General features: G+C 42.4%; 26 protein-coding genes. 14 read left to right on the top strand and 12 right to left on the bottom strand.

Annotated features, from left to right (window positions below):
* The 6 genes from WB217_RS04680 to WB217_RS04655 form a co-directional block, all read right to left on the bottom strand.
* On the bottom strand, positions 1-527 hold a 527-nt coding region (locus tag WB217_RS04680), incomplete at its 3' end, for a peroxiredoxin family protein (RefSeq protein ID WP_423991102.1).
* Positions 524-1,135 carry a hypothetical protein gene (locus tag WB217_RS04675; protein ID WP_423991100.1) on the bottom strand — a complete coding sequence of 204 codons (612 nt, stop codon included), beginning with the start codon at positions 1,133-1,135 and terminating at the stop codon, positions 524-526. The genes WB217_RS04680 and WB217_RS04675, both read right to left, overlap by 4 nt.
* Entirely contained in the window at positions 1,132-1,545 is a 414-nt protein-coding gene (locus WB217_RS04670) for an OsmC family protein (protein ID WP_423991098.1), read from the bottom strand. The genes WB217_RS04675 and WB217_RS04670 overlap by 4 nt, the downstream gene beginning before the upstream one ends.
* Before the next feature lie 459 nt (positions 1,546-2,004).
* Positions 2,005-3,072 (bottom strand): ATP-binding protein, encoded by a 1,068-nt coding sequence (locus tag WB217_RS04665; RefSeq protein WP_423991096.1) that lies wholly within the window; start codon positions 3,070-3,072, stop codon positions 2,005-2,007.
* Positions 3,059-3,757: a response regulator transcription factor gene (locus tag WB217_RS04660; protein ID WP_423991104.1), complete on the bottom strand. Its 699-nt coding sequence runs from the start codon at positions 3,755-3,757 to the stop codon at positions 3,059-3,061. The genes WB217_RS04665 and WB217_RS04660 overlap by 14 nt, the downstream gene beginning before the upstream one ends.
* Positions 3,758-3,791: 34 nt before the next feature.
* Positions 3,792-4,505 (bottom strand): cytochrome c biogenesis CcdA family protein, encoded by a 714-nt coding sequence (locus WB217_RS04655; RefSeq protein ID WP_423991094.1) that lies wholly within the window; start codon positions 4,503-4,505, stop codon positions 3,792-3,794.
* Positions 4,506-5,056: 551 nt separating this feature from the next.
* Between WB217_RS04655 and WB217_RS04650 the strand changes: the two genes are divergently transcribed.
* The 3 genes from WB217_RS04650 to WB217_RS04640 all read left to right on the top strand — a co-directional run bounded on the left by WB217_RS04650 (position 5,057) and on the right by WB217_RS04640 (position 8,489).
* Positions 5,057-6,643, top strand: coding sequence for a Na+/H+ antiporter NhaC family protein (locus tag WB217_RS04650; RefSeq protein WP_423991092.1), 1,587 nt, complete (start codon positions 5,057-5,059; stop codon positions 6,641-6,643).
* A gap of 233 nt (positions 6,644-6,876) precedes the next feature.
* A complete protein-coding gene (locus WB217_RS04645; protein ID WP_423991090.1) occupies positions 6,877-8,382 on the top strand; it encodes a sodium-dependent transporter in 1,506 nt (501 codons plus the stop codon).
* A complete protein-coding gene (locus tag WB217_RS04640; protein ID WP_335374871.1) occupies positions 8,382-8,489 on the top strand; it encodes a methionine/alanine import family NSS transporter small subunit in 108 nt (35 codons plus the stop codon). Before WB217_RS04645 ends, WB217_RS04640 begins: the two co-directional genes overlap by 1 nt.
* Before the next feature lie 29 nt (positions 8,490-8,518).
* Here WB217_RS04640 and WB217_RS04635 read toward each other — a convergent pair whose 3' ends face one another.
* A complete protein-coding gene (locus WB217_RS04635; RefSeq protein ID WP_423991088.1) occupies positions 8,519-9,514 on the bottom strand; it encodes a M23 family metallopeptidase in 996 nt (331 codons plus the stop codon).
* A 293-nt stretch (positions 9,515-9,807) separates the two neighbouring features.
* Here WB217_RS04635 and lipA point away from each other — a divergent pair, with 293 nt between their 5' ends.
* On the top strand, positions 9,808-10,722 hold the full coding sequence (lipA, locus tag WB217_RS04630) for a lipoyl synthase (RefSeq protein ID WP_335374873.1): 915 nt from the start codon (positions 9,808-9,810) through the stop codon (positions 10,720-10,722).
* A gap of 59 nt (positions 10,723-10,781) precedes the next feature.
* On the opposite strand, the gene WB217_RS04625 is transcribed toward lipA, so the two are convergent.
* Entirely contained in the window at positions 10,782-11,474 is a 693-nt protein-coding gene (locus WB217_RS04625; protein ID WP_423991086.1) for a YhcN/YlaJ family sporulation lipoprotein, read from the bottom strand.
* A gap of 144 nt (positions 11,475-11,618) precedes the next feature.
* Between WB217_RS04625 and WB217_RS04620 the strand changes: the two genes are divergently transcribed.
* Complete coding sequence (locus WB217_RS04620) at positions 11,619-11,909, top strand: YutD family protein (RefSeq protein ID WP_335374875.1); 291 nt, start codon at positions 11,619-11,621, stop codon at positions 11,907-11,909.
* An 87-nt stretch (positions 11,910-11,996) separates the two neighbouring features.
* On the opposite strand, the gene WB217_RS04615 is transcribed toward WB217_RS04620, so the two are convergent.
* Together WB217_RS04615 and WB217_RS04610 are read right to left on the bottom strand one after the other, a co-directional pair.
* Complete coding sequence (locus WB217_RS04615; protein WP_423991084.1) at positions 11,997-12,278, bottom strand: cytosolic protein; 282 nt, start codon at positions 12,276-12,278, stop codon at positions 11,997-11,999.
* Positions 12,279-12,355: 77 nt separating this feature from the next.
* Positions 12,356-12,625, bottom strand: coding sequence for a DUF3055 domain-containing protein (locus WB217_RS04610; RefSeq protein WP_423991082.1), 270 nt, complete (start codon positions 12,623-12,625; stop codon positions 12,356-12,358).
* Positions 12,626-12,992: 367 nt separating this feature from the next.
* Here WB217_RS04610 and WB217_RS04605 point away from each other — a divergent pair, with 367 nt between their 5' ends.
* From WB217_RS04605 to WB217_RS04595, 3 genes are all read left to right on the top strand, one after another.
* Complete coding sequence (locus tag WB217_RS04605; RefSeq protein ID WP_423991080.1) at positions 12,993-14,147, top strand: EAL domain-containing protein; 1,155 nt, start codon at positions 12,993-12,995, stop codon at positions 14,145-14,147.
* 21 nt (positions 14,148-14,168) lie between these two features.
* Positions 14,169-14,606 carry a DUF86 domain-containing protein gene (locus WB217_RS04600; RefSeq protein WP_423991078.1) on the top strand — a complete coding sequence of 146 codons (438 nt, stop codon included), beginning with the start codon at positions 14,169-14,171 and terminating at the stop codon, positions 14,604-14,606.
* Between the two features lie 573 nt (positions 14,607-15,179).
* Entirely contained in the window at positions 15,180-15,944 is a 765-nt protein-coding gene (locus tag WB217_RS04595; protein WP_423991076.1) for a TIGR01457 family HAD-type hydrolase, read from the top strand.
* A gap of 162 nt (positions 15,945-16,106) precedes the next feature.
* Here the strand turns inward: WB217_RS04595 and WB217_RS04590 are convergent, their stop codons facing one another.
* On the bottom strand, positions 16,107-16,610 hold the full coding sequence (locus WB217_RS04590) for a phosphatidylglycerophosphatase A family protein (RefSeq protein WP_423991074.1): 504 nt from the start codon (positions 16,608-16,610) through the stop codon (positions 16,107-16,109).
* A 202-nt stretch (positions 16,611-16,812) separates the two neighbouring features.
* On the opposite strand from WB217_RS04590, the gene yutH reads away from it, so the two are divergent.
* The 5 genes from yutH (at position 16,813) to thrB (ending at position 22,385) form a co-directional block, all read left to right on the top strand.
* Positions 16,813-17,820: a spore coat putative kinase YutH gene (gene yutH, locus WB217_RS04585; RefSeq protein WP_423991072.1), complete on the top strand. Its 1,008-nt coding sequence runs from the start codon at positions 16,813-16,815 to the stop codon at positions 17,818-17,820.
* A gap of 87 nt (positions 17,821-17,907) precedes the next feature.
* Positions 17,908-18,885, top strand: a complete 978-nt coding sequence (locus tag WB217_RS04580; protein WP_423991070.1) for a 2-hydroxyacid dehydrogenase — start codon at positions 17,908-17,910, stop codon at positions 18,883-18,885.
* Positions 18,886-19,093: 208 nt separating this feature from the next.
* Positions 19,094-20,392 (top strand): homoserine dehydrogenase, encoded by a 1,299-nt coding sequence (locus tag WB217_RS04575; protein ID WP_423991068.1) that lies wholly within the window; start codon positions 19,094-19,096, stop codon positions 20,390-20,392.
* Positions 20,389-21,450, top strand: coding sequence for a threonine synthase (thrC, locus tag WB217_RS04570; RefSeq protein ID WP_423991066.1), 1,062 nt, complete (start codon positions 20,389-20,391; stop codon positions 21,448-21,450). The genes WB217_RS04575 and thrC overlap by 4 nt, the downstream gene beginning before the upstream one ends.
* A complete protein-coding gene (gene thrB, locus WB217_RS04565; RefSeq protein ID WP_423991064.1) occupies positions 21,447-22,385 on the top strand; it encodes a homoserine kinase in 939 nt (312 codons plus the stop codon). Before thrC ends, thrB begins: the two co-directional genes overlap by 4 nt.
* 58 nt (positions 22,386-22,443) lie before the next feature.
* Here thrB and WB217_RS04560 read toward each other — a convergent pair whose 3' ends face one another.
* Positions 22,444-22,680, bottom strand: coding sequence for a NifU family protein (locus tag WB217_RS04560; RefSeq protein ID WP_041966137.1), 237 nt, complete (start codon positions 22,678-22,680; stop codon positions 22,444-22,446).
* 152 nt (positions 22,681-22,832) lie between these two features.
* On the opposite strand from WB217_RS04560, the gene WB217_RS04555 reads away from it, so the two are divergent.
* Positions 22,833-23,159 (top strand): YuzD family protein, encoded by a 327-nt coding sequence (locus WB217_RS04555; protein WP_423991062.1) that lies wholly within the window; start codon positions 22,833-22,835, stop codon positions 23,157-23,159.
* Positions 23,160-23,489 lie beyond the last annotated feature (330 nt).

Below are 23,489 nucleotides of genomic sequence, written 5' to 3'. Positions count from 1 at the left end.
TTAGTGATCACACCGTTTTCATCGAGAATATAACTTGTTGGGATGGTGAACGCCTGGTAGGTCGTTCCGGCAACGCCTTCTTCATCAAGAGGAATGGTGAAAGTCAAACCATATTCTTTAACAAACTTTTGGACTTCATCGACGCCTTTATCCATATTTGTCAGGTTAACAGCGAGAATTTCCACGCCTTTATCCTTGTTTTCTTCATAAAAATTTTGCATGTGCGGCATTTCTGCTTTACATGGGGGGCACCAAGTTGCCCAGAAGTTCAGGATGACTTTTTTGCCGCGATAGTCTGAAAGCTTAACTGTTTTTCCGTCAAGGGCAGTCAGTTCAAAATCAGGAGCTTCAGCCCCTTCACGTAACGCAGAAAGCTTAGCACCGGGGATGTCTTCAGTTTCTGCCGTTTCTTCCGTTTGGTCTGTCGGTTTCTTTTCACTCTCTGTCAAATCAGGCTTCCAGATATTCACGATCAGAATGACAGCCGCAAGAGCTAGAATGGCAAAAGATAATAGATTTTTGTTCAAGACTGTAGCTCCTCCTTATTTACTCGCTGAAAAATCAGCAAGAAGATTCCTAGCGCAATGATTAGCATATTCTCTGCAGAGAGTAATTCTGAAAATAAGCTCAGTATTAGCGCTTCTAGCATTAGGAACAAAATTGAATACTGCTGGTTCAGTCCAGCTATTTTAAAATAATACAAAACAAAGCCTAACAGAAGCGCAGCCTGGACTGTTGCCGCCAGGATATCCTGAGAAAAAGCAAACAGGGCAGTCTCGTATAGAAGGAAAAAAATAAAGTAGGCAGGAAGAAATTCTTCCCTGTTGATTCCACTGTCCTTTTTCCGTGCTATTAAAAATAAATAAAGTGCGATTCCGGCAAAGGCAAGGATCTGTCCATTTGTACCGCCATTGAAGTAGAGCAGGGATAGCGGGGTATCAATGAACATTTTAAAATTAAAGAGCGCGTAGCTAAGCTTTGAAATAGCAATATAAACAAAGAAGCTATTCCAATACCAGTCGCCAATGCTTTTCTTTTCCTTAAGCCAGTATACCATGGCTCCGATAAAAATCGCGGCAAAAGCTGCCAGCAAATCTACTGGCAGCGTAAATCTGCCGACCGTTATATAATTCAAGCAGCATCACCTTTTTTGGGCTGGTCTGGCGTAAACTCAATCTTGTACTGTACATCAATGCTGCCGATTACCGATTGAATCATGCCGCAATTTTTCAATACGAGAATGCCGAGTTTTTCGGCCTGGTCCGCCTTTTCTTTTTGATCCGTTTGGACACTCACATTGAATGTCAGCTGTTCAATCCGATTAGCTTCATCGGAATTCCTTACAGCAGTAACATTTACGTCAATTCTCTTATAGTCTATTCTTTTCTTTGTTAAAATATTTGCAAGCAGGGAAGTACTGCAGCCCACTAGTGATGAAACAAATAGCTCAAAAGGGCGGTATCCCAGTTCGCTATTTGGTGATACAGGAAGGAACCCGTATTCAAGCTGCCCAATAATTTTATCATTATAATAAGTAAATTCCATGGATCTCGCTCCCTTTTTTAAGGCACTTTCGTGAACGATGCTGCTTTTACACTTTAGCTCTGTTGAACAAGGCTGTTGATTTTCGTTCCAGGCGCTTCGCTTTCCACCGAAGAATAAACAAATTCTTCTAGGGGCTGGCGCTGAGCCCGGAGGACATTGAATAGCTTCCTCGAGTCTGCCCAGACACGAGGAAATTGCGTTAGCATTTTCGGAGGAGTCTGCGCGCCTTCCAATACAATACAGGATATGAAAATCAACATTCAGCTTTTACAGAGCCTACACTTTAAAGTAAAAATCGCTTTCTGGACCTTTCAGGTTATAGCTGCCTTTTTAGTGCAGGAATCTTCCGAAAGAGCTCGAATCAAAACGTTTACCGGAATGTATGTTTATATATAAAGCAACATTTAAACCGAAAATAACCTTTTTAAAACAGTATGAATCTGTTTTGTTAAGAATTGATTAAGAAGCGTGATGGTTAGGAATTCTTATCCAAAATGAATGATCATGCCCATTTGTTTCAAGACCAATTTTCCCATTGTGGGCCTCGATGATGCTACGGGCTATCGCCAGCCCTAAACCAGCACCTTCAGCTTTGGTGCTTCGGGATTCTTCGAGACGGTAAAATCGCTCAAAAATAAGCTCTTCTTTTTCTGGCTCGATAAAATAACCCTTATGGGAAAAAGTAATGGAGTAAAGTTTCCCTTCAGGTTTTGCTTCAATGGATAAGTGACGGCCTAAATCATAATCTATAATATTTTGCAGGAGATTTGATATCACTTGCTTTAGTCCATCTTTATGGCCAAATACGAGAGATGGCTTTATCTCAAGATTCAACGAATCAAACTGGCGGTCTATTTTAAGCTTGAAGGCTGCCATCGACTCTGTCACGACCTCGTCGATTTTCACTGCTTCAAATTGTTTTTCCAGAAAATAAACCTCTTTATTCCAAGCATCTAGTTCCGATATCAAGTCGACAATACGGGTAATTCGTCGGGATTCCTCCAGCAGCGAGCCAAACAATTCACGATCTCCAGTCAAAACTCCGCTATGAAGCGCTTCTAAATACCCATTAACATTGGTAAGCGGGGTTCTTAATTCATGAGCGATATCCCGCAGCATTTCTTCCCGCCTCGTTTGGATAACAGACAGTGATTCCGTCATGGCATTGAAGTTTGTGAGCAATTCTCCTAATTCACCTCTGGCTGGGAGCACGATTTGGTGAGGTATTTTCCCTTCCTTTATTTGATTGGCTGCTACAGCCATTTTTTTAACTGGCTTAACAATGCGTCTTACTGAAAAATAATGGACAAGTCCTGCTCCGATAAAGGCGATGATACTTACCTTTATGAGGAAGGAATCTAAGGTATCGACGAGCTGGGCTCCGGTAATTTGCTCATGGTTCACAAGGAAGCAGGCATAATCCTTTACGGAGATTCCTGCCAGCATGATGACCAGTAGAATGACAACGCTGTTCACAGCAACAAGCTTTGATAATAATAAATTGCCTATGCTTTTAATTCGCCGCAAACCTATACCCCATTCCTCTCACAGTTTGAATATAATCCTTTGGCGTCTTTTCTTTGATTTTTTCACGGAGATTCTTAATATGGACATCAATCGTCCGTTCGGTCACTGCCTTTTCGTTGTTTTCATAGATGGAGTCCAGAATTTGCGTCCGTGAAAGAATCTGGCCAGGGTGCTGCATGAACATATGGAGGAGCCTGAATTCAAAATTGGTCAAGTCAAGGAGCTCTCCATTGATCCTTGCTTCGCCTTTTGCAGGCTTGATTGTAAGCCCTGTAAAAGTCAGCTTTCCACATCTGCTGGCAGTCCTTCTAAGAACGGCCTCAATACGGACCATCAATTCAGCAGGACTGAATGGCTTGACTACATAGTCATCGGCACCGAGCTTGAAACCTTCAATCCTGCTTTTTTCCGAAGCCTTAGCAGTCAGCATGATCACAGGCATCATGCTTTCAAGATCGTTCCTTAGCCAGGTGCAGACTTCTTCACCACTCTTCCCAGGAAGCATCAGATCAAGGATCAGGATGCATGGGTCATATTTTTCAATCATTTCCATCGCGGTAATTCCATTGTCAGCTTCAAGGACCTCATAACCTTCATTTGTTAAGTAAATCTTTACAAGCGTCCTGATTTTCGGGTCATCCTCGACAACCAATACGCTTTTGCCAATCAAATCTTTATTCACAATGAATGTCACCCCTTTGGACAGCCCTCAGATAAGATTAAAATTGAAATATGCTATAAGCAGAAAGCCACGCGCTAATTTTTTGCATCTGTCCTGAAAGTACAAGGAACCCCATTCCAACCATAATCATGCCGTTTACAAATGCCAATTTAGCAAGATACTTGTTGATTTTTTTGATTGCTTTTAAAGAATAAGAAATAACGAATGAGATGACTAGAAAGGGAACAGCCATGCCAAGAGAGTAAGAAGTCAGCAAGTACATGCCTTGATATAGTGTATCTGAAGAACTTGCAAGCAGCAGTATGGATGAAAGTGCAAGTCCTACACATGGTGACCATCCACTTGCAAATGCCATGCCAAGAAATACGGAACTGAAAACACCTTTCGATTTTGTTTCAGAATGCACCTTTTTTTCCATCATTAAAAATTTGATATTCAATAATCCAGCCATCTGCAAGCCGAAGATGATAATCAGCAATCCTGCTACTTGCATAACGATTGTTCTGTAGTTTGCGAATACCTGGCCGAGAAATGACGCAGAAGCACCCATGACAATGAAAATCAAACTAAAGCCGATGATGAAGCCGAAAGAACGGGTGAAAAGTGTGGCTCGGTCCACAGCAACCTTTGAACCCTCAATCTTGCCGCCGGTTAAATGCGTTATGTAAGCAGGAAGCAGGGGAAAGACACATGGCGAGAAAAAAGATAAAATTCCTGCAGTAAAAGCAAAAAACAATCCTATTTCATTCATTTTAAAATCACTCCTTTTCTTTATCTCTATATTGTGCAGGTTTTGTTAAGGGTTAATTAAGAAGATACAATTTAATTATACCCATATTGGTATATAATTTGAAATGATGTATAATGATTTCTATCAATTAGTTTAACATGATTTAGGCTTTGAATCTTTTGGAGGATAGTATAGTTTATTAAAGGTTTTAGTATGATCTAATAAAAAAATGGCTCTGTTAAACAAGGCTGTTGATTTTCGTTCCAGGCGCTTCGCTTTCCGCGGAAGAATTATGAAAAAGCCCAACTGCCGGCTTTTCATAAGCAAATTCTTCTAGGGGCTGGCGCTGAGCCTCCTCGTCGCTTTGCTCCTGCGGGGTGCAAATGATCTATGGGATCATTTCACCTTGGTCTCACCTGTCCAGCTGCGCCCGCAGGAGTCTACGCGCCTTCCACTACAATCAACAGGGTATTAAAAATCAACATTCAGCTTTAACAGAGCCTTGTATTTATGAACTTGTTGCTCTTTTCAACGAAACAGTTTCCCCCTGTCAAAAAACTAGGAGGAGAAAAATGGAGAACACAATATATTCCTTATTGCCGCCGTTGTTGGCAATTTTAATGGTTGTCATCACAAGACGGGTGCTATTGTCCTTAGGAACAGGCATCGTGGCAGCAGCATTATTGCTTGCTGAATTCAATATTGGCAAAACATTATCAATCATAGGCGATGCCGTTAAGGGGATTTTCATCGCTGATGGAGAACTGAACACTTACAGTTTATATATCATCCTGTTCCTAATGCTATTAGGTATCATTACTGCATTTATTTCTATTTCCGGTGGAAGCCGTGCATTTGGCGACTGGGCGATGAAGCGTGTGAAAACAAGAGTTGGTGCTCAGCTTGTAGGTGCATTTCTAGGTATTATTATTTTTATCGATGATTACTTCAATGCACTGGCTGTCGGACAAATCACTCGTCCAATTACTGACCGCCAGAAAGTTTCACGGGCAAAGCTTGCGTATATTATCGATTCCACTTCTGCCCCAATGTGTGTCATTTCACCAATATCCAGCTGGGGGGCTTATATCATTGCTTTAATTGGCACAATCCTCGCTGCTCACGGTGTTAAGGAATATAGTGCATTTTCGGCATTCATGCAAATCATTCCAATGAATTTTTACGCTTTAGCTGCACTTATTATGGTCTTCATCGTGGCGCTTCGCAATGTTGAAATTGGACCAATGAAGGTCCATGAAGATCGTGCTTTAAATGAGGGGATCGTTGTAAATCAAAGTAAGCCGGTACCAGGTGAATTAAAAGATGACCTGCCAACCAGCACCAAAGGTACAGTCGGTGATCTTGTTTGGCCAATCTTTGCTTTAGTTGTTGGTACTGTCGGTGCCATGATGTGGACGGGCCTAAGCGCCGTTGAAGGGGAAGCAACGATTTTTAAAATCCTTGAAAATACAGATGTGACAAAATCTCTAGTAACAGGCGGATTGCTGGGGCTTGCTGTCGCATTGATTCTATTTGCAAGACAGGCTGTTGTATTAAAAGGTGTAAATGCCAATGTTTTCGGAAAAGGATTGCTTGAAGGAATCAAATCGATGCTGCCGGCCATCTATATTCTGCTATTTGCATGGGTGATTGTTGACTTGATCGGAAGCCTTGAAACAGGAAAATATCTGGCGGGTCTGGTTGAGAGCTCAAATATGAATATTTCTTTCCTGCCATTCCTGCTGTTCTTAATAGCTGGAATCATGGCATTCTCAACCGGCACATCTTGGGGATCATTTGGAATCCTGCTTCCAATCGCAGGGGATATTGCAGCGGCATCTGATATCAGCATGCTTCTGCCTGCATTGGCGGCAGTATTAGCTGGAGCAGTATTTGGGGACCACTGTTCACCAATTTCCGATACAACCATACTCTCATCTACGGGTGCTGGATCAAATCATATGGACCATGTTATGACTCAGCTGCCATATGCGTTGATTACTGCGGCAATCTCAGCTGTTGGATTCCTTGTAATTGGATTCACTGGCAGCACCATTGCTGCACTTGCAGTAGTGATGATCCTTCTGGCTGCCTTCGCTTTCATCTTTGGGAGCAAACCGCAGCAAGTAAAACAATTAAAAGAAAATCTTGCAGAATAACTTTTAAGCTGTCTGATGATCAGACAGCTTTTTTCAATAATGGCAAAAAACCCCATACCTTAACTAGTATTTTATCTGTTGGGAAAATATTTTTTATGAAAAAATTTATTATGAGTGAAATAATATTTTGACAAGCAATTAAAAACTAGCTATACTATTTTTAGATTAAATAATCAGAAAATATAAAACTTTCTAATTCATTCCATGGAATTAGAAAGGGAGGGGGATTAATAATGGAAAATCGTCCACAGTGGGGAACCAGGTCGGGTTTTATTCTTGCGGCCATTGGTTCTGCAGTAGGGTTGGGAAATATTTGGCGTTTTCCCGCAGTAGCGTATGAGAATGGAGGAGGAGCCTTCTTTATTCCTTATTTATTCGCTTTGCTGACAGCAGGCATTCCGCTGCTGATTCTTGAATTTACAATCGGGCATAAGTATAGAGGATCTTCACCATTGTCATTCGCACGTATGAATAAGAAATGGGAATGGCTTGGCTGGTGGCAGGTTGCTGTTTCTTTTGTAATCTCAACTTATTATGCCGCCATCATTGCATGGTCAGGATCCTATGCATTCTTCTCATTCGGAGAGAAATGGGGAAAAGATTCTGAGGGCTTCCTTTTCGGCAGCTATCTGAAGCTGGCTGAAAAGGCAGGGGACGTAGGCGGGATTGTCCCAGGAGTATTTTGGCCTATGGTTCTTGTGTGGGGAATTACATTCTTTGTTCTTTTGAAAGGTATTAAAAAAGGGATTGAAGTGGCAAACAAAATCATGATTCCAACACTTGTAGTTCTTTTCATGGTCATCGTTGTCAGAGCCTTGACTCTTGATGGTGCTGCTCAGGGACTTGATGCTTTCTTCAAGCCGAATTGGGATACGATTGCTGACCCTAAGGTATGGGTTGCTGCTTATGGTCAGATTTTCTTCAGTTTATCAATTGGTTTTGCAATTATGATTACTTATTCAAGCTATCTTCCTAAGAAAACAGATTTAACGAACAGTGCATTTATCACTGGTTTTGCAAACTCTGGCTTTGAGCTTTTAGCTGGCATTGGGGTATTTGCAGCATTAGGATTCATGGCTCAGCAGGCAGGAGTGCCTGTAAGCGAAGTTGTTGCTGGCGGTGTAGGATTGGCATTTGTTGTCTTCCCGCAAATTATCAGTGAGTTCCCTGCATTTAATGGCCTATTTGGTTTCTTGTTCTTCACATGTCTAGTTCTTGCAGGATTGACTTCATTAATTTCTATTGTGGAAACTTTTGTTGCTGGTGTACAAGAAAAGTTCAAAGTCAGCAGAACAAAGGCCGTTCTAGTAGGCGGCGGATTATCCTTTTTATTCTCAATCCTGATCGCAACCAAAGGTGGTTTATTCTTCCTTGATTCAGCAGACTATTTCATCAATCAATTCGGAGTTGCTTTGGCAGGACTTGTAGAGGTTGTCGCTGTTGCGTGGGTAATGAAAGAATTGAAGAATCTTCAAAAGCATACAAACGAAATTTCAGATGTAATGGTAGGTACATGGTGGAGAATTTGCCTTGGTGTGATCACTCCTATCGTATTAGGCTACATGATGGTTCAAAACATCATTACGAACATCAAGGAAAACTATGGAGGATATCCAACAGGCTTCCTTCTATACACAGGATGGGGAGTTGCCATCGGAGCGATCGTATTAGGGTTCGTCTTTGCGGCAATTAAGTGGGATAAAGATATTTCAGTTTCCTCTAAGGGGGTTTCTCAATAATGTCAGGTAGCGCTATTGCAATGATGCTTATTGGTATGGTAATTATTTGGGGCGGCCTAGCAGCAAGTGTAGTTGTGGCTGTAAAAAAAGGTAAAGAATCAAATTAGGTTAAAGAGGGCTGCCACTGGCAGCCCTTTTATTTTTTCTTCAAGCGTGTGCGTTCCTGTCTTGCCCACATTTTCAAATGAGGGTATGGATCAAAGGACCATTCCGTATAGCCATTGTCCTTATACATTCCATAGTGCAGGTGGGGAGGGAATTTTCCGGATGTTCCAGGTGGTCCATATCCAGAGCTTCCAACACCACCGATGACAGTTCCGGGTTCAACGATTTGACCGACCTTCAGATCTTTCGTAAATCCGCTTAAATGAGCGAAATAATGGTATGTGTTGTTGATGTCGCGGATACCTACCCGCCAGCCGCCATATTTGTTCCAGCCCTTCATCTCGACGATGCCATATCCTGTCGCGCGGACAGGAACTCCATAGCCTGCAAAAATATCGGTGCCTTCATGAATCCTTCTGCCGCCCCAGCCACGGGCATCGCCCCATGTATTGTTGTAGCTATGGTTGCTTCTTAAAGGCAGCGGGAAGGAATGGGTATCAAGGTCAAGCCTGCCAAAATGTCTGTACACCATAGCCTTTCCTATGATGATTCCCACTGTTTTGTCACGCTTATAGTAATTCCAAAGACCAATTTTTATGTTTTCCTGATCAGTCCCGAAATGAAGGAGGTATTGAGCCAATGCCTGCAGCACATCCTCGTCGTCCTTGAGGCTTGCTTTACCGTCACCATTGCCGTCAAAACCTATTCCATTGAAAAATTGAATGGACACTGGATTGTTATCTTCTAAGTTGGGATTCAACAATCCTGCCCATTCTTCCGGTTTAAAATAAACCCCGGCAATTCCCTCCGCTTTTGGCAAATCCTTTCGTGCCTGGCGGACATTTCGCTCATACTGGTCTACTGCGGCAATATAGTACCAGGGAATATTAGTAACAGCTTCTACACGGGTATATAATTCCATTCTTTTTTTATAAACATCCTCATCCTGCTCGGCTGCTGATACTTTCTCAACAGAGAGGGCAGGGCATAATAAAAAAAGAACGATAACTGCATAAAGGAATTTCACCGTAATCCTCCCTTCAGATTTTTGCTCCATTAGTGTACAGTTTTAGTGGCTAGTTTGTTTTTTATCCATGATGCGTCCACGAAACCCTTTTTCCTGGAATGGCAGCTCACTTACGCTTCTTGTTATAGTTTGTGATGAAGGAGATTTTTCATAAATATCAAATAATGGTAATCGCAAAGCTAACGTACTTGTCGTGTGTTTTTCATTATGTTAAAGTGACATCAGAAGCTGTAAATCGGCCTTGATTTTTTCATGGTGTTCTTGATGTAGTGCAGCAGGAATGGAGTGAAATTATGAGCAAAAAAGAGGTACAGAGAAAGCCTGAATGGCTGAAAATAAAGTTAAATACGAATGAAAATTATACTGGCTTGAAAAAGATGATGCGGGAGAAAAGCTTACATACTGTATGTGAAGAAGCGAAATGCCCAAATATCCATGAATGCTGGGCAGTAAGAAGAACTGCTACATTCATGATCCTTGGTGATGTATGCACGCGTGCATGCCGTTTCTGTGCGGTTAAAACAGGCCTTCCAACTGAACTCGACTGGCAGGAACCGGAACGAGTAGCTGATTCAGTCGTACTTATGAACCTGAAGCATGTCGTTGTTACAGCAGTAGCGAGAGATGACCTGAAGGATGGAGGAGCGGCTGTCTTTGCTGAAACAGTAAGAGCCATTCGCAGAAAGAATCCTTTTACTTCCATTGAAGTATTGCCTTCCGATATGGGCGGTGTTCTGGAGAACCTTAAGACATTAATGGATGCTAGACCGGATATCCTTAATCATAATATTGAAACAGTTGAACGTCTGACTCCAAGAATCCGTGCGCGTGCTAAATATGAACGTTCACTTGAGTTCTTGCGCCGGGCAAAAGAGCTTCAGCCAGACATCCCGACAAAATCCAGCATCATGGTTGGGCTTGGCGAGACAAAGGAAGAGCTAATTGAAGCGATGGATGATTTGCGCGCAAACAACGTGGACATCCTTACCCTTGGACAATATCTGCAGCCTTCTAAGAAACATCTTGAGGTTGTAAAGTATTATCATCCGGATGAATTTGCCGAACTAAAAGAGATCGCCCTGCAAAAAGGCTTCAGCCATTGTGAAGCAGGTCCACTTGTACGATCTTCTTACCATGCGGACGAGCAGGTAAATTCCGCGGCAAAGCATAAACAGGAGCTTGCTGAGCAAGAAGCTCAACAGGCATAATGTCTTCTAAATATGATGAAAATAAAGAGTTCAGCCTGAGGCTGAACTCTTTTTCCATATTATTTCCCTTTTTTCATCTGTGTAGAAATGTCGTCTTTATCCATGTTTTCATTCAATTCGCCTTCCGCTTCACCGTTGGCATTTTCACCTGTGCTCATCGGCCTTCCTTGAGGAGATTTGAGCATTTGTTTAATGACACCGTCTATCATCGTGTCTACATCCCGGCTGTCTGTGTCTAGAGATGCAAAGTTCTCTACATCTTTGCGAAGACTTGGATCATCAGATACATAAACGTGGAACCAGCGAGGAACAACAGACATTGCCATCCTCTTCACCTGGTCGGCAGTTTCAAACCGGTCCTTTGAGTCTGTTTGATAGACAATCAGTACTTCTTCATCTGTAACCAATGTTGAGACATCATCAACATTCTGGACCATCGTGCTATAACGGCCAATCATGTCAGCCATTTTTTCCCGGTCGATTGCCTGGTACACATCCATGTTTTTATCTGTTCCCATAACGCCTGTTTTTTGGTGGCGGACATAGCCAAAATCTTCACTTGTATCTTTTAATCCTTTGCGTCCATCTTCATTATATAAATCAGGGCGCTGGTCGTTTACATTAAGAGTATTGCCGCTTCGCTGGTAGATGCCCGTTTTGCCGTCGCGATCGCCAGGGGATGCATTGTTATTGGAGCATCCAGTCAATGCTGCTGCACCGCAAATGCTCAGGGCAATAATTGTTTTTTTCATTTCAAACACCTCCTATTAATTAGAATGGCTCTGATTTTATTTTTTTTGCTTAGTAATTGATGGGGAATCAGTTATAATTTAAATAAGAGACTTTGGGATCAAAAATTAATGAAGGAAAATCAGCAATGAAAAAGAGGTGTACCAATGATTTGCATCAATAATCTGTGCTATGAAATTGTTGACGAAGCACGTGACGGTTTCAATGAGGAAGCCTTTCGTGCAAGATACAGCGATATCTTAACAAAGTATGACTATATTGTTGGCGACTGGGGATATGGCCAATTAAGGCTCAGGGGATTTTTCGACGACCAGAATCAGAAGTCAACATTTGATACAAAAATCAGCACTGTCAGTGAGTATCTGTATGAGTATTGCAATTTTGGGTGTGCCTATTTCGTTGCGAAAAAGGTTGCCAAACAAAACGTGAGCCAATAAAAGAAGAGGACCTGACTTTTATCAGGTCCTCTTCTTTTATTGTTAAAATTTGTTTTAGGGGATTAACCCCTGAGGTTTTTCTGTTTATTAACTGTATGGCGGCTGCTCACTTTCATTCGGGTCGTCATGGGTTGGGTGTGCTCCAGCTTCCTTGCGCGGCATGCCTTGATGAAGTGATTTGAATTCATAGTTGAAATTGCTGTAGGACCGCTGGCCTTCTCCCCATGGCGTACTCTTGCCTTTTACAGGTTCTGCCTTCCCCATTGGCGATCCATAGGGTCCATCTGGCAAATCCTCAGCAGATATATAATTTCTTTGCTTTTCTACATTGGAAAAATCAGAGTATAGTTCACGGTCTTCTTTGCTCATGAATTCACCCTCTTTGCTTGTTGTCTTGTTAGTATTTCATTAAAAGAACAAAACAAACAAAGAAGTTAGTGCCATAACTATACCAGCTGGCGCAAGAACGAGCGAAGTTCTTCTGCATCTTCTTCTGATAGGTTGTAGGCATACTCTAAATAGCCTTCTTCATCCAAATCATCCTGGCCGATGATCGCGAATTTGCTTCCCTGGATATCCAGGACGATGCTTTTCCCGTAATAACGGCTTGTCTGGATTATAGCAAGGTCAAAGCGCTGGTTTTCACCTAAAAAGCTTATGTAGCGTGTTTTTGTATCTTCTGTATCATCATATAGAAAAAAACGTTCTTCGGTCATTGTGATCCTCCTAATTAGCTTTCCATATATGTAATTTGTTTATTTTTCCCACACCCATAATGAGTGGGGATCATTCTTCACTCACCATCTTACCAGAAAACAGATAATTTCTGAATTTATCTGAAAAAAACAAAAATATTTTGCTATACTATATAGGAAAAAAGCTCTATTTTTAATAAATATGGTACAATTAAGAAAAAGTTCCAGGCATCTTCTGAGAGGATTGAAACCTATGGCCCGCCGCATTACTAGCATTTTAGACAACCTGCTTGGTTGGGGAAAAATAATGTTGCCTCATTCATCAATATGCTATTACCCTCCTCAGTTCATATTGCGGAACCCTGTCGTTTCAGGGGTAAAAAAAGCATTGAGAGATGGGTGTGAAGTAGCAGTTATAGCCTATACTAACAAGAATCATCGAGAGCTTGCTGCCCAGCTTGGGGAAGAAAGCTGGAAATATTTTAAGGCTTTGAAGAGACACTTTAAGACAGTCATTGAAGAAGAAATTGAAAAGCAGGACATGATTGTCTTGCATGATTACTATAGCGACAGTCTAAGTTTGTTTATAAGAATTGATCATAACAGGCACTGTATATCTGACATCGATACAAAAATGAAGAAAATTCTCAGGGAAGCAGAAAGCAGGCTTTTCCATGAGTATCCTACTGTGCAGCCAGTTTTTGATACAGGCTATATTTTTATTGATAAATCGGTTGATTCTGTACATGAAGCTGTGTTAAAGGCCCATCAGCAGGCCTTCGCGATGGCAGAGAAAAGAATTCAATCTGAATTTAATGAAATGGTTTATGAAATGAATAAAATCGTATCTCAAAGAAAAATCAAGCTTCTGGCTCAGCCAATTATCGATGTTGCCTCAAAGGAAATCAGGGCATGGGAAATGCTGACACGCGGACCTGAGGGAACGGCCCTGGAAAGCCCATTACAGCTGTTTTCGGTAGCTAGACAGACAAACATGCTGTATGAGCTGGAAATGATTGTACTCAGCAAGACGCTAGAACAAATTACTTTGACAGGCTGCACGCATGATATTTTTATTAATTTTACACCGATTACACTTGGTAATTCTCGATTTGTCCGTGACTTGAAGACAGAGATGCAATCATACAAAAACATCAAGCCGAGCCAAATCACATTTGAAATTACCGAGAGAGACTCGATTGAGGGAATCGAAAATTTTATCTATAATATAAAGGTATTAAGAGGTATGGGGATCAAGATTGCGGTCGATGATACAGGAGCAGGTTACGCAAGCTTAAATACCATCAGCGAAATCATGCCGGACGTCATAAAAATCGACCGGTCTGTCATTCAGAACATTGATAAGAATTCCGTTAAGGAGTCAATGCTGAAAGGTTTACTGCTCGTAGCTAAGGAAGCAGGTTCCATTGTCATAGCCGAAGGGATCGAGAGTGAAGAAGAGGCCTCTGTTCTATCAAGGAATAAGGTTGAATTAGCACAAGGTTACTTTTATGCCCGTCCTGGATTACTCAAAACCGTCTAGCATCTGTATGAGGTGATAAGAATGTACTTTGTTGACAGAGAACAAATCGAAACAACATTGCAATTTTTAGAAACGCAAATCAACTTTTTCGAAACACATGATTCATGGGAAACGCCTATGGAGAAGGCTGCTCTTGAACGGCTGGCACATACAATGATCGAAGCAGTGCTTGATGTTGGAAATGCCATGATCGATGGTTTCATCATGCGTGACCCAGGAAGCTATGAAGACATCATTGATATTTTGGATGATGAGAAAGTCGTTACTGCAGAAATGAGCGAAGGCTTGAAAAAGATTGTTCTGTTCAGGAAGATGCTTGTACAGCAATACACTGCAGTTGACCATAACGCATTAAAAGCGTCATTTGCAGCAGCACTTCCGCTATTGAAGCTTTTTTCTGGAAAAGTGCGTGAATACTTAACCAATGAACTAGGACCCGTATCAGCTTTTAAAAAGTAGCATTATTAGGGGAGACCGTAAGACACGGTCTCTTTTTCCATTTGTTAGGAAGAATGAAAGTCGAATGGCATCCGAAAAAGTGTGCGATAGTAGGAAAAAGTGAGATATGGGGGAAGGTTACGAGAACAACTCAAGAGGAAAAAATCGCGACGAGTTGTTATGGTGAAGCTTATGAGAACAACTCAAGAGGGTAAAATGAGCAACGAGTTGTTATAGTGGAGCGTACGAGAACAACTCAAGAGGATAAATTGAGCAACGAGTTGTTATGGTGGAGCCTACGAGAACAACTCAAAGGAGAAAACACGCAACGAGTTGTTATGGCGAAGCTTACGAGAACAACTCAAGATGATAAAATGAACAACGAGTTGTTATGGCGAAGCTCACGAGAACAACTCAAAAGGAAAAGAAACGCAACGAGTTGTTTTGGTGAATCTCAAAGAACAACAGCTGGTTGATTATTTTGTTTAAGGCCGAATCAGATAGTATACATAGTTACAGACTTCATTCTTTGCACTTATGCCAATGCTTTTATAAAATAGGATTTCGGGTACGATAATGTTAGGAGTGATCACGTTGAAGAAATATAAAGGTTATCTGATTGATTTAGATGGAACTATGTACAGGGGTTCCGAGAGAATAGAAGCAGCTTCTGATTTTGTAAAAAGGCTGATTGAGGCAGAGATTCCTTATTTATTCGTAACGAATAATTCCTCACGCACACCGGCGCAGGTTGCTGAAAAGCTTAGGAGCTTTGATATCCCTACGACTGAGGAGCAGGTTTTTACAACTAGCCAGGCAACTGCCAACTATATCTATGAACAAAAGCCTGATGCAAGTGTTTATGTAATCGGCGAAGAGGGCATCCAAGCCGCGATTGAGGAAAAAGGTCTGCAATTTGCAGGGGAAGATGCTGATTTCGTTGTTTCAGGCATTGACCGAGGAATTACATATGAAAAGCTTGCGGTTGGATGTCTCGCTGTCCGGAACGGCGCAACTTTCATCTCCACAAATGGGGATATCGCCATCCCAACAGAACGCGGCTTGCTGCCCGGTAATGGTTCATTGACATCGGTTATTGCCGTTTCAACCCAAACGGAGCCGATCTTCATCGGCAAGCCAGAGTCTGTCATCATGGAACAAGCCCTGAAGGTACTCGGTACCCACAAAGAGGAGACACTAATGGTGGGCGATTACTACGATACGGATATCCTAGCAGGAATGAGAGCAGGCATGGATACACTCCTCGTACATACAGGAGTGACAACAAGAGAGCTCCTTAAAGGCTATCAGGAAATGCCAACCTATACAGTTGATTCACTTGATGAGTGGGAAGTCTAAAAAAAGGGACTTGCGGCTAAAATGCTGCAAGTCCCTTTGTGTATTGTTTTCGCAAGTTTTTATTTGAACACATTTTTCAGTTGACGTAACGATTGCGTGTCTCAATCGCCCTCACCGACGAAGTATGATTTTAGCCATCAATATGTTCCTAAGAACAATTACTTACTCAATATTCGCTGCCCTATGTGCCAGACGGCTTGATGCGGCTGCCGCAACAGCACCGACAATGTCGTCAAGGAATGTGTGGCATTTGCCGGAGGCTTTGTCATTTAGCTTTTCCAAAATACCGGGTTTTTGCTTATCAATGTATCCGTAGTTAGTAAAACCGATGGAACCGTATATATTCACAATGGAAAAAGCGAGGATTTCATCTATACCGTAAAGGCTTTCATCTGTTTCGATAATGGATTGAAGCGGCTCTCCAAGCTTCTTTTGCTCGGCAAGAATATCAAGCTGGATTCCAGTAAGGATGGCATTCTGGACCTCCCGTTTGGAAAGAACTCGTTCGACGTTTGCTAAACAATCTTCCATTTGCAGATTAGGGTGATATTTTTCCTGCAGGTAAAATACAAGCTCAGCTATATCCTGTATTTCCACACCGCGTTCATGCAGCCATTTCCGTGCTGTTTCCTCTGTCATATGGATTGCGCGTTTTTTTTCTAACATCTGCATCACCTTTCTTATTTTGATTGCAGCCTCTAATAACCTATTTATCCTAAATTATTCTGTGTAATCCTTTTGGTGATAGGTATTCGCTCCTTTAAATCATTTCCAGAATGATACCACTTATTCATTTCATTGTTCACACAAGTTTTCAAATGACTGACATATATTTGTTAGAGAGTGGTCTTGAAATGAGGTGGCAAAAATGCTTCAAAGGATGTTAAAAGAAGTATATGGGATTTCTGCGGATTCAGAAGTATCTCTTGGAAGATATCATGGATATAAGCATAATGAAGGGCTTTATTTAATTATGACTGCAAATGGATTAAAAGAGCAAGAAATAAGCGAGCTTGCGAGAATAGCGGATCATATGCAAAGTTTTGGAGACCGCAATGTCTCTAAGCTGCTGGCTGACAAGGAAGGCAGGCAAATCTGTGATTGGCAGGGCAGTAAATATTGTGTGCTTCAAAATCGTGCCGCACCTATACCAGATGGGATGAAAACTGGCAGGAAGTTAGCAAAGTTTCATTTCAGAGGCAGACAGATTCCCTTCAAAGTCGAAAGCCTCAACAGGGTTGGGCAGTGGAAACAGCTTTGGGAAAAAAGGCTGGACCAGATGGAGCAGGTGTGGAGCGGCAAGTTGTACAATGAACCGGAAAGTGATTTTGAACGGATGTTTCTCGAATCATATCCGTATTACATGGGATTGGCCGAAAATGCGATTCAATATCTTACTGACACCGAAATTGATGATAAGCCGACAAAGATCGATCATGGCACGGTATGTCATGAGCGTTTTACAAATACAGTCTGGAGGGGTTCGTATTTTGTTAAAAATCCATTTGACTGGGTATTTGACCATGCAAGCCGGGATCTAGCTGAATGGGTAAGAGAGCGTTATTTTACGAATATCCAGACCAGCCAGCCTGATATTAAAAACTTTCTGTCTGAATATCAAAGCCTGACGGTATTATCTCCTTTTTCCTGGAGGCTTCTTTACGCGCGATTGCTGTTTCCGCTTCATTATTTTGAAGCAGTTGAAAATTATTATATAACACAATCAGAACAGACGAGGAATCAGCTTGAGGATCAATTGGCTAAGTATTTAAAACAAAGCAGCGATCATGAAAAGTTTTTAAGTAATTTTTATCAGCTTTGCGAGGCACCTGTCAAAGCAGCTAAACTTCCGGGCGTTGATTGGTTATTACGGTAAGCGAAATTTATTGCCTGAAATGGAAGCGATATATGGTAGAATAAAATTATTCTATAATATTAAACGCTTACATGAAGGAGACTGTTCATGAAACCATATGTGTATATCACCCGAAAACTTCCGGAAGAAACGATTGCTGAAATTGCCCATCATTTCGACGTAAAAATGTGGGATCATGAAGATATTCCTGTATCTAGAGAAGTTTTATTAGAAGAAGCAAAAAAGGCCAGCGCCTTGATTACGATGCTTTCAGATCAGGTGGACGCAGAGCTGCTTACAGCTGGGAATAACCTTAAAATTGTCGCCAATCTGGCAGTAGGCTATGATAATATCGATCTTAAGGCAGCTACAAAGCGTGGAATCCTCGTCAGCAATACACCGGATGTCTTAACAGAAACAACTGCGGACCTGACTTTTGCTTTACTGATGGCCACTGCAAGACGAGTTGTGGAAGCCGCCGAGTATGTGAAGGCTGGGAAATGGGAGGGCTGGAGTCCATATCTGCTTGCCGGACATGATATCCACTCGAAGACAATCGGGATTGTAGGCATGGGGAAAATCGGCGAAGCTGTAGCTCGCAGGGCAAAAGGCTTTGGCATGGAGATCCTGTATCATAACCGCTCCAGAAAAATGGATGCTGAAATGGAATTCGGCGCTCAATATAGTTCGTTTGAAGAACTTGTTTCTAATTCTGATTATGTTGTATCCCTGGCACCGCTGACTGCTGAAACAAGAAATTTATTTACAGCAGATGTTTTTACTAAAATGAAAAAAAGCGCCATTTTTATCAATGTGGGGCGCGGCCCGGTTGTGGACGAGCAAGCATTATATGAGGCTCTTGTTCATGGTGAGATTGCAGCAGCCGGTCTCGATGTTTTCGTGAAGGAACCAATTTCTGCAGATCATCAGCTGCTGAAGCTGCCAAACGTGGTTGCATTGCCGCATATTGGCAGCGCGAGTACGGAAACGAGAACAGCCATGATCAAGCTGTGCTGCTCAAATGTCAACGCAGTGTTATCTGGAGACAGACCAAAGACGATTGTGAATAAAGAAGTGCTTCGTTAAGAGCATATGAGCCTTTTCCTGAAAACGGGGAAGGTTCTTTTTGTCGTAAAATTCAAAATTTTTATTCTTAGAGCCGCATATGATTAAGCGTTTACATAGGATTGGCTCTCTAAAAACTCCTTGTAAAAGCAGGTTCGGGAAATTATAATGTCTACTATATATAAACAGTTGTTCTTTTATAGCGGACAGTAGGAGAGGGGAAGAAAAAATGCAGGTAATCTCAATTGGACTTCTAGGATTAGGCACAGTTGGCTCGGGGGTAGTGAAAATTATTGAGAACCATCAGGATAAACTGATGCATCAGGTCGGCTGTCCGGTGAAGGTGAAAAAAATCCTCGTACAGGACCCAGTAAAGGAAAGAACAGTGAAGGTCGATTCTTCTCTCTTAACGGTGAATCCAGCTGACATTATCGATGACCCGGAAATTGATGTAGTGATTGAAGTAATGGGTGGCATCGAAAACACGCGTGAACATTTACTTGAGGCATTAAGAATGAAAAAACATGTTGTGACAGCGAATAAGGACTTGATGGCAGTTTATGGTTCAGAGCTATTGACTGTTGCACATGAAAACGGGTGTGACCTATTTTTTGAAGCGAGTGTTGCTGGAGGTATCCCGATTCTAAGGAGCCTTGCAGAAGGCCTTGTATCAGACCGTATTACAAAGATGATGGGAATCGTTAATGGTACGACTAACTATATTTTAACGAAGATGAGCCAGGAAGGCCTTGCCTATGAATCGGTGTTAAAGGATGCCCAGAGGCTTGGATATGCAGAAGCAAATCCAGCTTCGGATGTAGAGGGCCTGGATGCAGCCAGAAAAATGGCGATCATGGCGTCGTTAGGATTTTCAATGAAAATCGATCTTGATGACGTCAAAGTTAAAGGGATAACTGAGATCACTGAAGAAGACCTCAAATATGGAAAGCAGCTTGGTTATACAATGAAGCTGCTTGGGATTGCCCATCGCGAGGATGACAAGGTAGAGGTAAGTGTCCAGCCAGCTCTTTTGCCAAATTCACACCCGCTAGCTTCGGTCCATAATGAATACAATGCTGTCTATGTATATGGCGAGGCTGTCGGGGAGACGATGTTCTATGGTCCTGGTGCAGGAAGCCTGCCCACAGCTACGGCTGTTGTTTCAGACCTTGTGGGAGTAGTCAAGAACATGCGGCTGGGTGTCAATGGATGCACTTCTGTCACACCGCAATATCAAAAGCAGCTTAAGGACGATGGCGAGGTGCATTCAAAGTATTTCCTCCGCCTGCATGTACATGATGAGGTTGGTGTTTTTGCGGAAATTACATCGCTCTTTTCCAACTACAATGTAAGCTTTGAAAAGATTCTTCAGATGCCGTTAAAAGAAAAAGAATTAGCTGAAATTGTTGTCGTAACACACAAAGCTTCTCTAAGAAACTATGAAGATATTTTAATGCAGCTTCGTGATCTTCCTGTTGTTAAAGAAATCAAAAGTTCCTACAGAGTCGAGGGGAGTGTCAGTGCATGAGGTGGCGCGGCCTGTTGAGTGAATACAAAGAGTTCCTGCCAGTCAATGAGAACACCCCTTTACTGACGCTAAATGAAGGGAATACACCATTAATCAGGCTGGATCGGCTCTCAGAGGAGTGGGGGGTTGATCTGTTCGCGAAAGTGGAGGGAGCCAATCCAACGGGTTCTTTTAAAGATCGAGGGATGGTGATGGCGGTCGCCAAAGCAAAGGAAGAAGGCAGCGGGACTGTCATTTGCGCATCCACTGGCAATACGTCTGCCTCTGCAGCTGCTTATGCTGCAAGAGCAGGCTTACAGTGCATCATTGTCATTCCAGAAGGTAAAATTGCCATGGGTAAGCTTGCCCAGGCTGTGATGTATGGAGCAAGCATCATTTCAATTGAGGGTAATTTTGATGAAGCATTAAAGATGGTGAGAGCCATCAGCGCGACTGAACCGGTCACTCTTGTGAATTCGGTGAACCCATATCGTCTTGAAGGACAGAAAACAGCTGCGTTTGAAATCTGCGATCAGCTAGGGGAGGCACCAGATATTCTGGCAATTCCTGTTGGCAACGCAGGGAATATCAGTGCATATTGGAAGGGGTTCAAAGAATATCATTCTATGAAAGGCACGGGCCTTCCCCGCATGTTCGGATTTGAAGCAGAGGGTGCAGCCGCTATTGTCCAGGGCAGTCCGATTGAACAACCCGAAACAATTGCGACGGCAATACGGATTGGCAATCCAGCGAGCTGGGATCTAGCAGTCAAAGCGAAGCAAGATTCGAATGGAGAAATTGATTTTGTTACCGATGACGAGATTCTGCAGGCATACAGTAAACTAGCGTCTTCTGAAGGGATTTTTGCCGAGCCTGCATCCTGCGCATCACTTGCTGGCATTCATAAGCTTTTACAGCGTGGAGAGATTTCCCGTGGCTCCAGAATCGTGGCAGTTTTGACTGGCAATGGATTAAAGGATCCTGCAACTGCAATCGATAGCAGCTTGATTTCGCCAGTGGTACTGCCTAATGATGAACAACTCGTCAGCGAGCATATCAGGGGAGTTGTCCGCCAATGAATGAAGTGGAAGAGCCAACAGCTGGAGGAAGTACTACCTCTATTAAAAAGCAAGTTGTTACTGTAAAAGTGCCTGCAAGCTCAGCTAACCTTGGCCCTGGTTTTGATTCAGTTGGTGTCGCATTGAGCTTGTATTTGGTTTTGCAAGCAAAGAGGAGTGACAGCTGGGAAATTACCGCGTTATCGAGTGCTTTAAAGGATTTTCCCAGAGACGAACAAAATTATATTTCGCAGATTGCCATCAATACCGCGAGGATGTACAAGCAGGAAATGCCTGCTTTGAAGGTTTCGATTAAAAGTGATATTCCGCTTGCGAGGGGCCTGGGATCGAGTGCAGCAGCGATTGTGGCGGGTATTGAGCTGGCCGATGTGTTTTGCGGTCTGCAGCTGAGCCGCCAGGAGAAATTGCGAATTGCGACAAAGATGGAAGGACACCCCGATAATGCAGGGGCTTGCCTGTTTGGCGGGTTTGTCGTTGGCAGCGATGTTGGTGAAGAAGTGAACCTAACTAGATTGGATTGCATTGATTTTGATCCAGTTCTCGTTGTGCCACACCAAGAACTGCTTACGGAAGCATCACGCGATGTGCTGCCAGGAGTGGTTGATTTTAAACGCGCCGTGCAGGCAAGTGCGATTTCAAACCAGCTGCTTGCGGCCTTGATGACTCAGCAATGGGAGCTTGCCGGAAAAATGATGGCTGCTGACATGTTCCATCAGCCATATAGGAAAGATCTCATCCCTTTTTATGAGGAAGTACAGGAAATAGCGGTAGTGTCAGGCGCGTTTGGAGTTGCGTTGAGCGGTGCTGGCCCTTCGCTGCTTTGCCTCGCGGAACCTGGGAAGGGTGATGCATTAGCTGAGTCCCTGCAAAATGCTCTTTCCGGATTTGAGATTCACCGGCTTAAGGTTGATAAGGAAGGGTGTCAAATTTTTTAAAAATTAACAAAAAAGCGGTTTTGCCTGCAATGGCAAAACCGCTTTGTATTTATGGTCATTAGAATACCTGTTCAACCTCTACTACTCCAGGTACTTCTTCAAGAAGGGCGCGTTCAATTCCAGCCTTTAGTGTGATTGTGGAGCTCGGGCAGCTGCCGCATGCACCAAGCAGGCGAAGTTTTACAATACCGTCCTCGATGTCAACTAGTTCACAGTCTCCTCCATCACGAAGAAGGAATGGGCGCAATTTATCTAATACTTCCTGTACTTGCTCAAACATTTGTTGTTCAGTCATGCAAATCGACTCCTTTCATAATACTTATTATAATCACATCAGCCAGAAAAATCTATTGAATAAACTGAAAATCCACTAAACAACAGTTTTTTCCTTATGCAACCATACCATCCTATAGTAAAATAAAAGAAAATACCAGGGGGTAATTGATAATGGAGCAAAAACAGGTCGAAATTGTCGTTTACGGTGCGGCAGTACTGTGTCCGAGCTGCGTCAACATGCCATCATCAAAAGAGACATATGAATGGCTTGAAGCTGCCATCAGCCGCAAATATACGGACCAGCCATTTAAGATAACTTATGTTGATATATACAATCCTCCAGCAGAGCATGACAAGAAAGAATTTGCCGAAAGAGTGATTGAAGAGGATATGTTTTATCCTGTCGTCCTGCTTGAAGGCAAGATTGTCGGCGAAGGCAACCCAAAATTGAAGACAATTTATGCGGAGCTCGAGAAATATGGGTATGTTCCGGCTTAAAAGCGATAAGCATTCCAAAATGGGGTGCTTTTTTATATGCTTTTATCTATATTATTGTGAAGAACTTATTTTAATTGATGGGATTCGGTAATTTGATTGGCGGAGATAACAATTTATTGACGGGATTTTATTTTATTGACGAAGTTTGAAAGTTTATTGGCGAAGTTCACAACTTATTTGGCGAATTGGAAAAAATGAAGGGTTTTTTCCAGTTTCTAAAATGAAAACCCGAGCACATCTGCTCGGGTTCCCTCAAAAATCAACCATTATGGTACTTGTACATCCATAGAATGCCTGACTTCAGTAATCGTGCGACGCGTCCTGTGATTG

Origin of the sequence: Mesobacillus sp. (genome assembly GCF_049588175.1) — a bacterium.
Classification (GTDB): domain Bacteria; phylum Bacillota; class Bacilli; order Bacillales; family Cytobacillaceae; genus Mesobacillus.
Note: the sequence above shows the minus strand (reverse complement) of the source record. Positions and strands in the feature narration are given on the sequence as shown.

Coding starts and splice junctions, on each gene's coding strand:
- WB217_RS04670 (WP_423991098.1), bottom strand. CDS start 1,545: ATGGAATTTACTTATTATAATGATAAAATTATTGGGCAGCTTGAATAC.
- WB217_RS04655 (WP_423991094.1), bottom strand. CDS start 4,505: ATGAATGAAATAGGATTGTTTTTTGCTTTTACTGCAGGAATTTTATCT.
- WB217_RS04650 (WP_423991092.1), top strand. CDS start 5,057: ATGGAGAACACAATATATTCCTTATTGCCGCCGTTGTTGGCAATTTTA.
- WB217_RS04645 (WP_423991090.1), top strand. CDS start 6,877: ATGGAAAATCGTCCACAGTGGGGAACCAGGTCGGGTTTTATTCTTGCG.
- WB217_RS04640 (WP_335374871.1), top strand. CDS start 8,382: ATGTCAGGTAGCGCTATTGCAATGATGCTTATTGGTATGGTAATTATT.
- lipA (WP_335374873.1), top strand. CDS start 9,808: ATGAGCAAAAAAGAGGTACAGAGAAAGCCTGAATGGCTGAAAATAAAG.
- WB217_RS04625 (WP_423991086.1), bottom strand. CDS start 11,474: ATGAAAAAAACAATTATTGCCCTGAGCATTTGCGGTGCAGCAGCATTG.
- WB217_RS04620 (WP_335374875.1), top strand. CDS start 11,619: ATGATTTGCATCAATAATCTGTGCTATGAAATTGTTGACGAAGCACGT.
- WB217_RS04615 (WP_423991084.1), bottom strand. CDS start 12,278: ATGAGCAAAGAAGACCGTGAACTATACTCTGATTTTTCCAATGTAGAA.
- WB217_RS04610 (WP_423991082.1), bottom strand. CDS start 12,625: ATGACCGAAGAACGTTTTTTTCTATATGATGATACAGAAGATACAAAA.
- WB217_RS04600 (WP_423991078.1), top strand. CDS start 14,169: ATGTACTTTGTTGACAGAGAACAAATCGAAACAACATTGCAATTTTTA.
- WB217_RS04590 (WP_423991074.1), bottom strand. CDS start 16,610: ATGTTAGAAAAAAAACGCGCAATCCATATGACAGAGGAAACAGCACGG.
- yutH (WP_423991072.1), top strand. CDS start 16,813: ATGCTTCAAAGGATGTTAAAAGAAGTATATGGGATTTCTGCGGATTCA.
- WB217_RS04580 (WP_423991070.1), top strand. CDS start 17,908: ATGAAACCATATGTGTATATCACCCGAAAACTTCCGGAAGAAACGATT.
- WB217_RS04575 (WP_423991068.1), top strand. CDS start 19,094: ATGCAGGTAATCTCAATTGGACTTCTAGGATTAGGCACAGTTGGCTCG.
- thrC (WP_423991066.1), top strand. CDS start 20,389: ATGAGGTGGCGCGGCCTGTTGAGTGAATACAAAGAGTTCCTGCCAGTC.
- thrB (WP_423991064.1), top strand. CDS start 21,447: ATGAATGAAGTGGAAGAGCCAACAGCTGGAGGAAGTACTACCTCTATT.
- WB217_RS04560 (WP_041966137.1), bottom strand. CDS start 22,680: ATGACTGAACAACAAATGTTTGAGCAAGTACAGGAAGTATTAGATAAA.
- WB217_RS04555 (WP_423991062.1), top strand. CDS start 22,833: ATGGAGCAAAAACAGGTCGAAATTGTCGTTTACGGTGCGGCAGTACTG.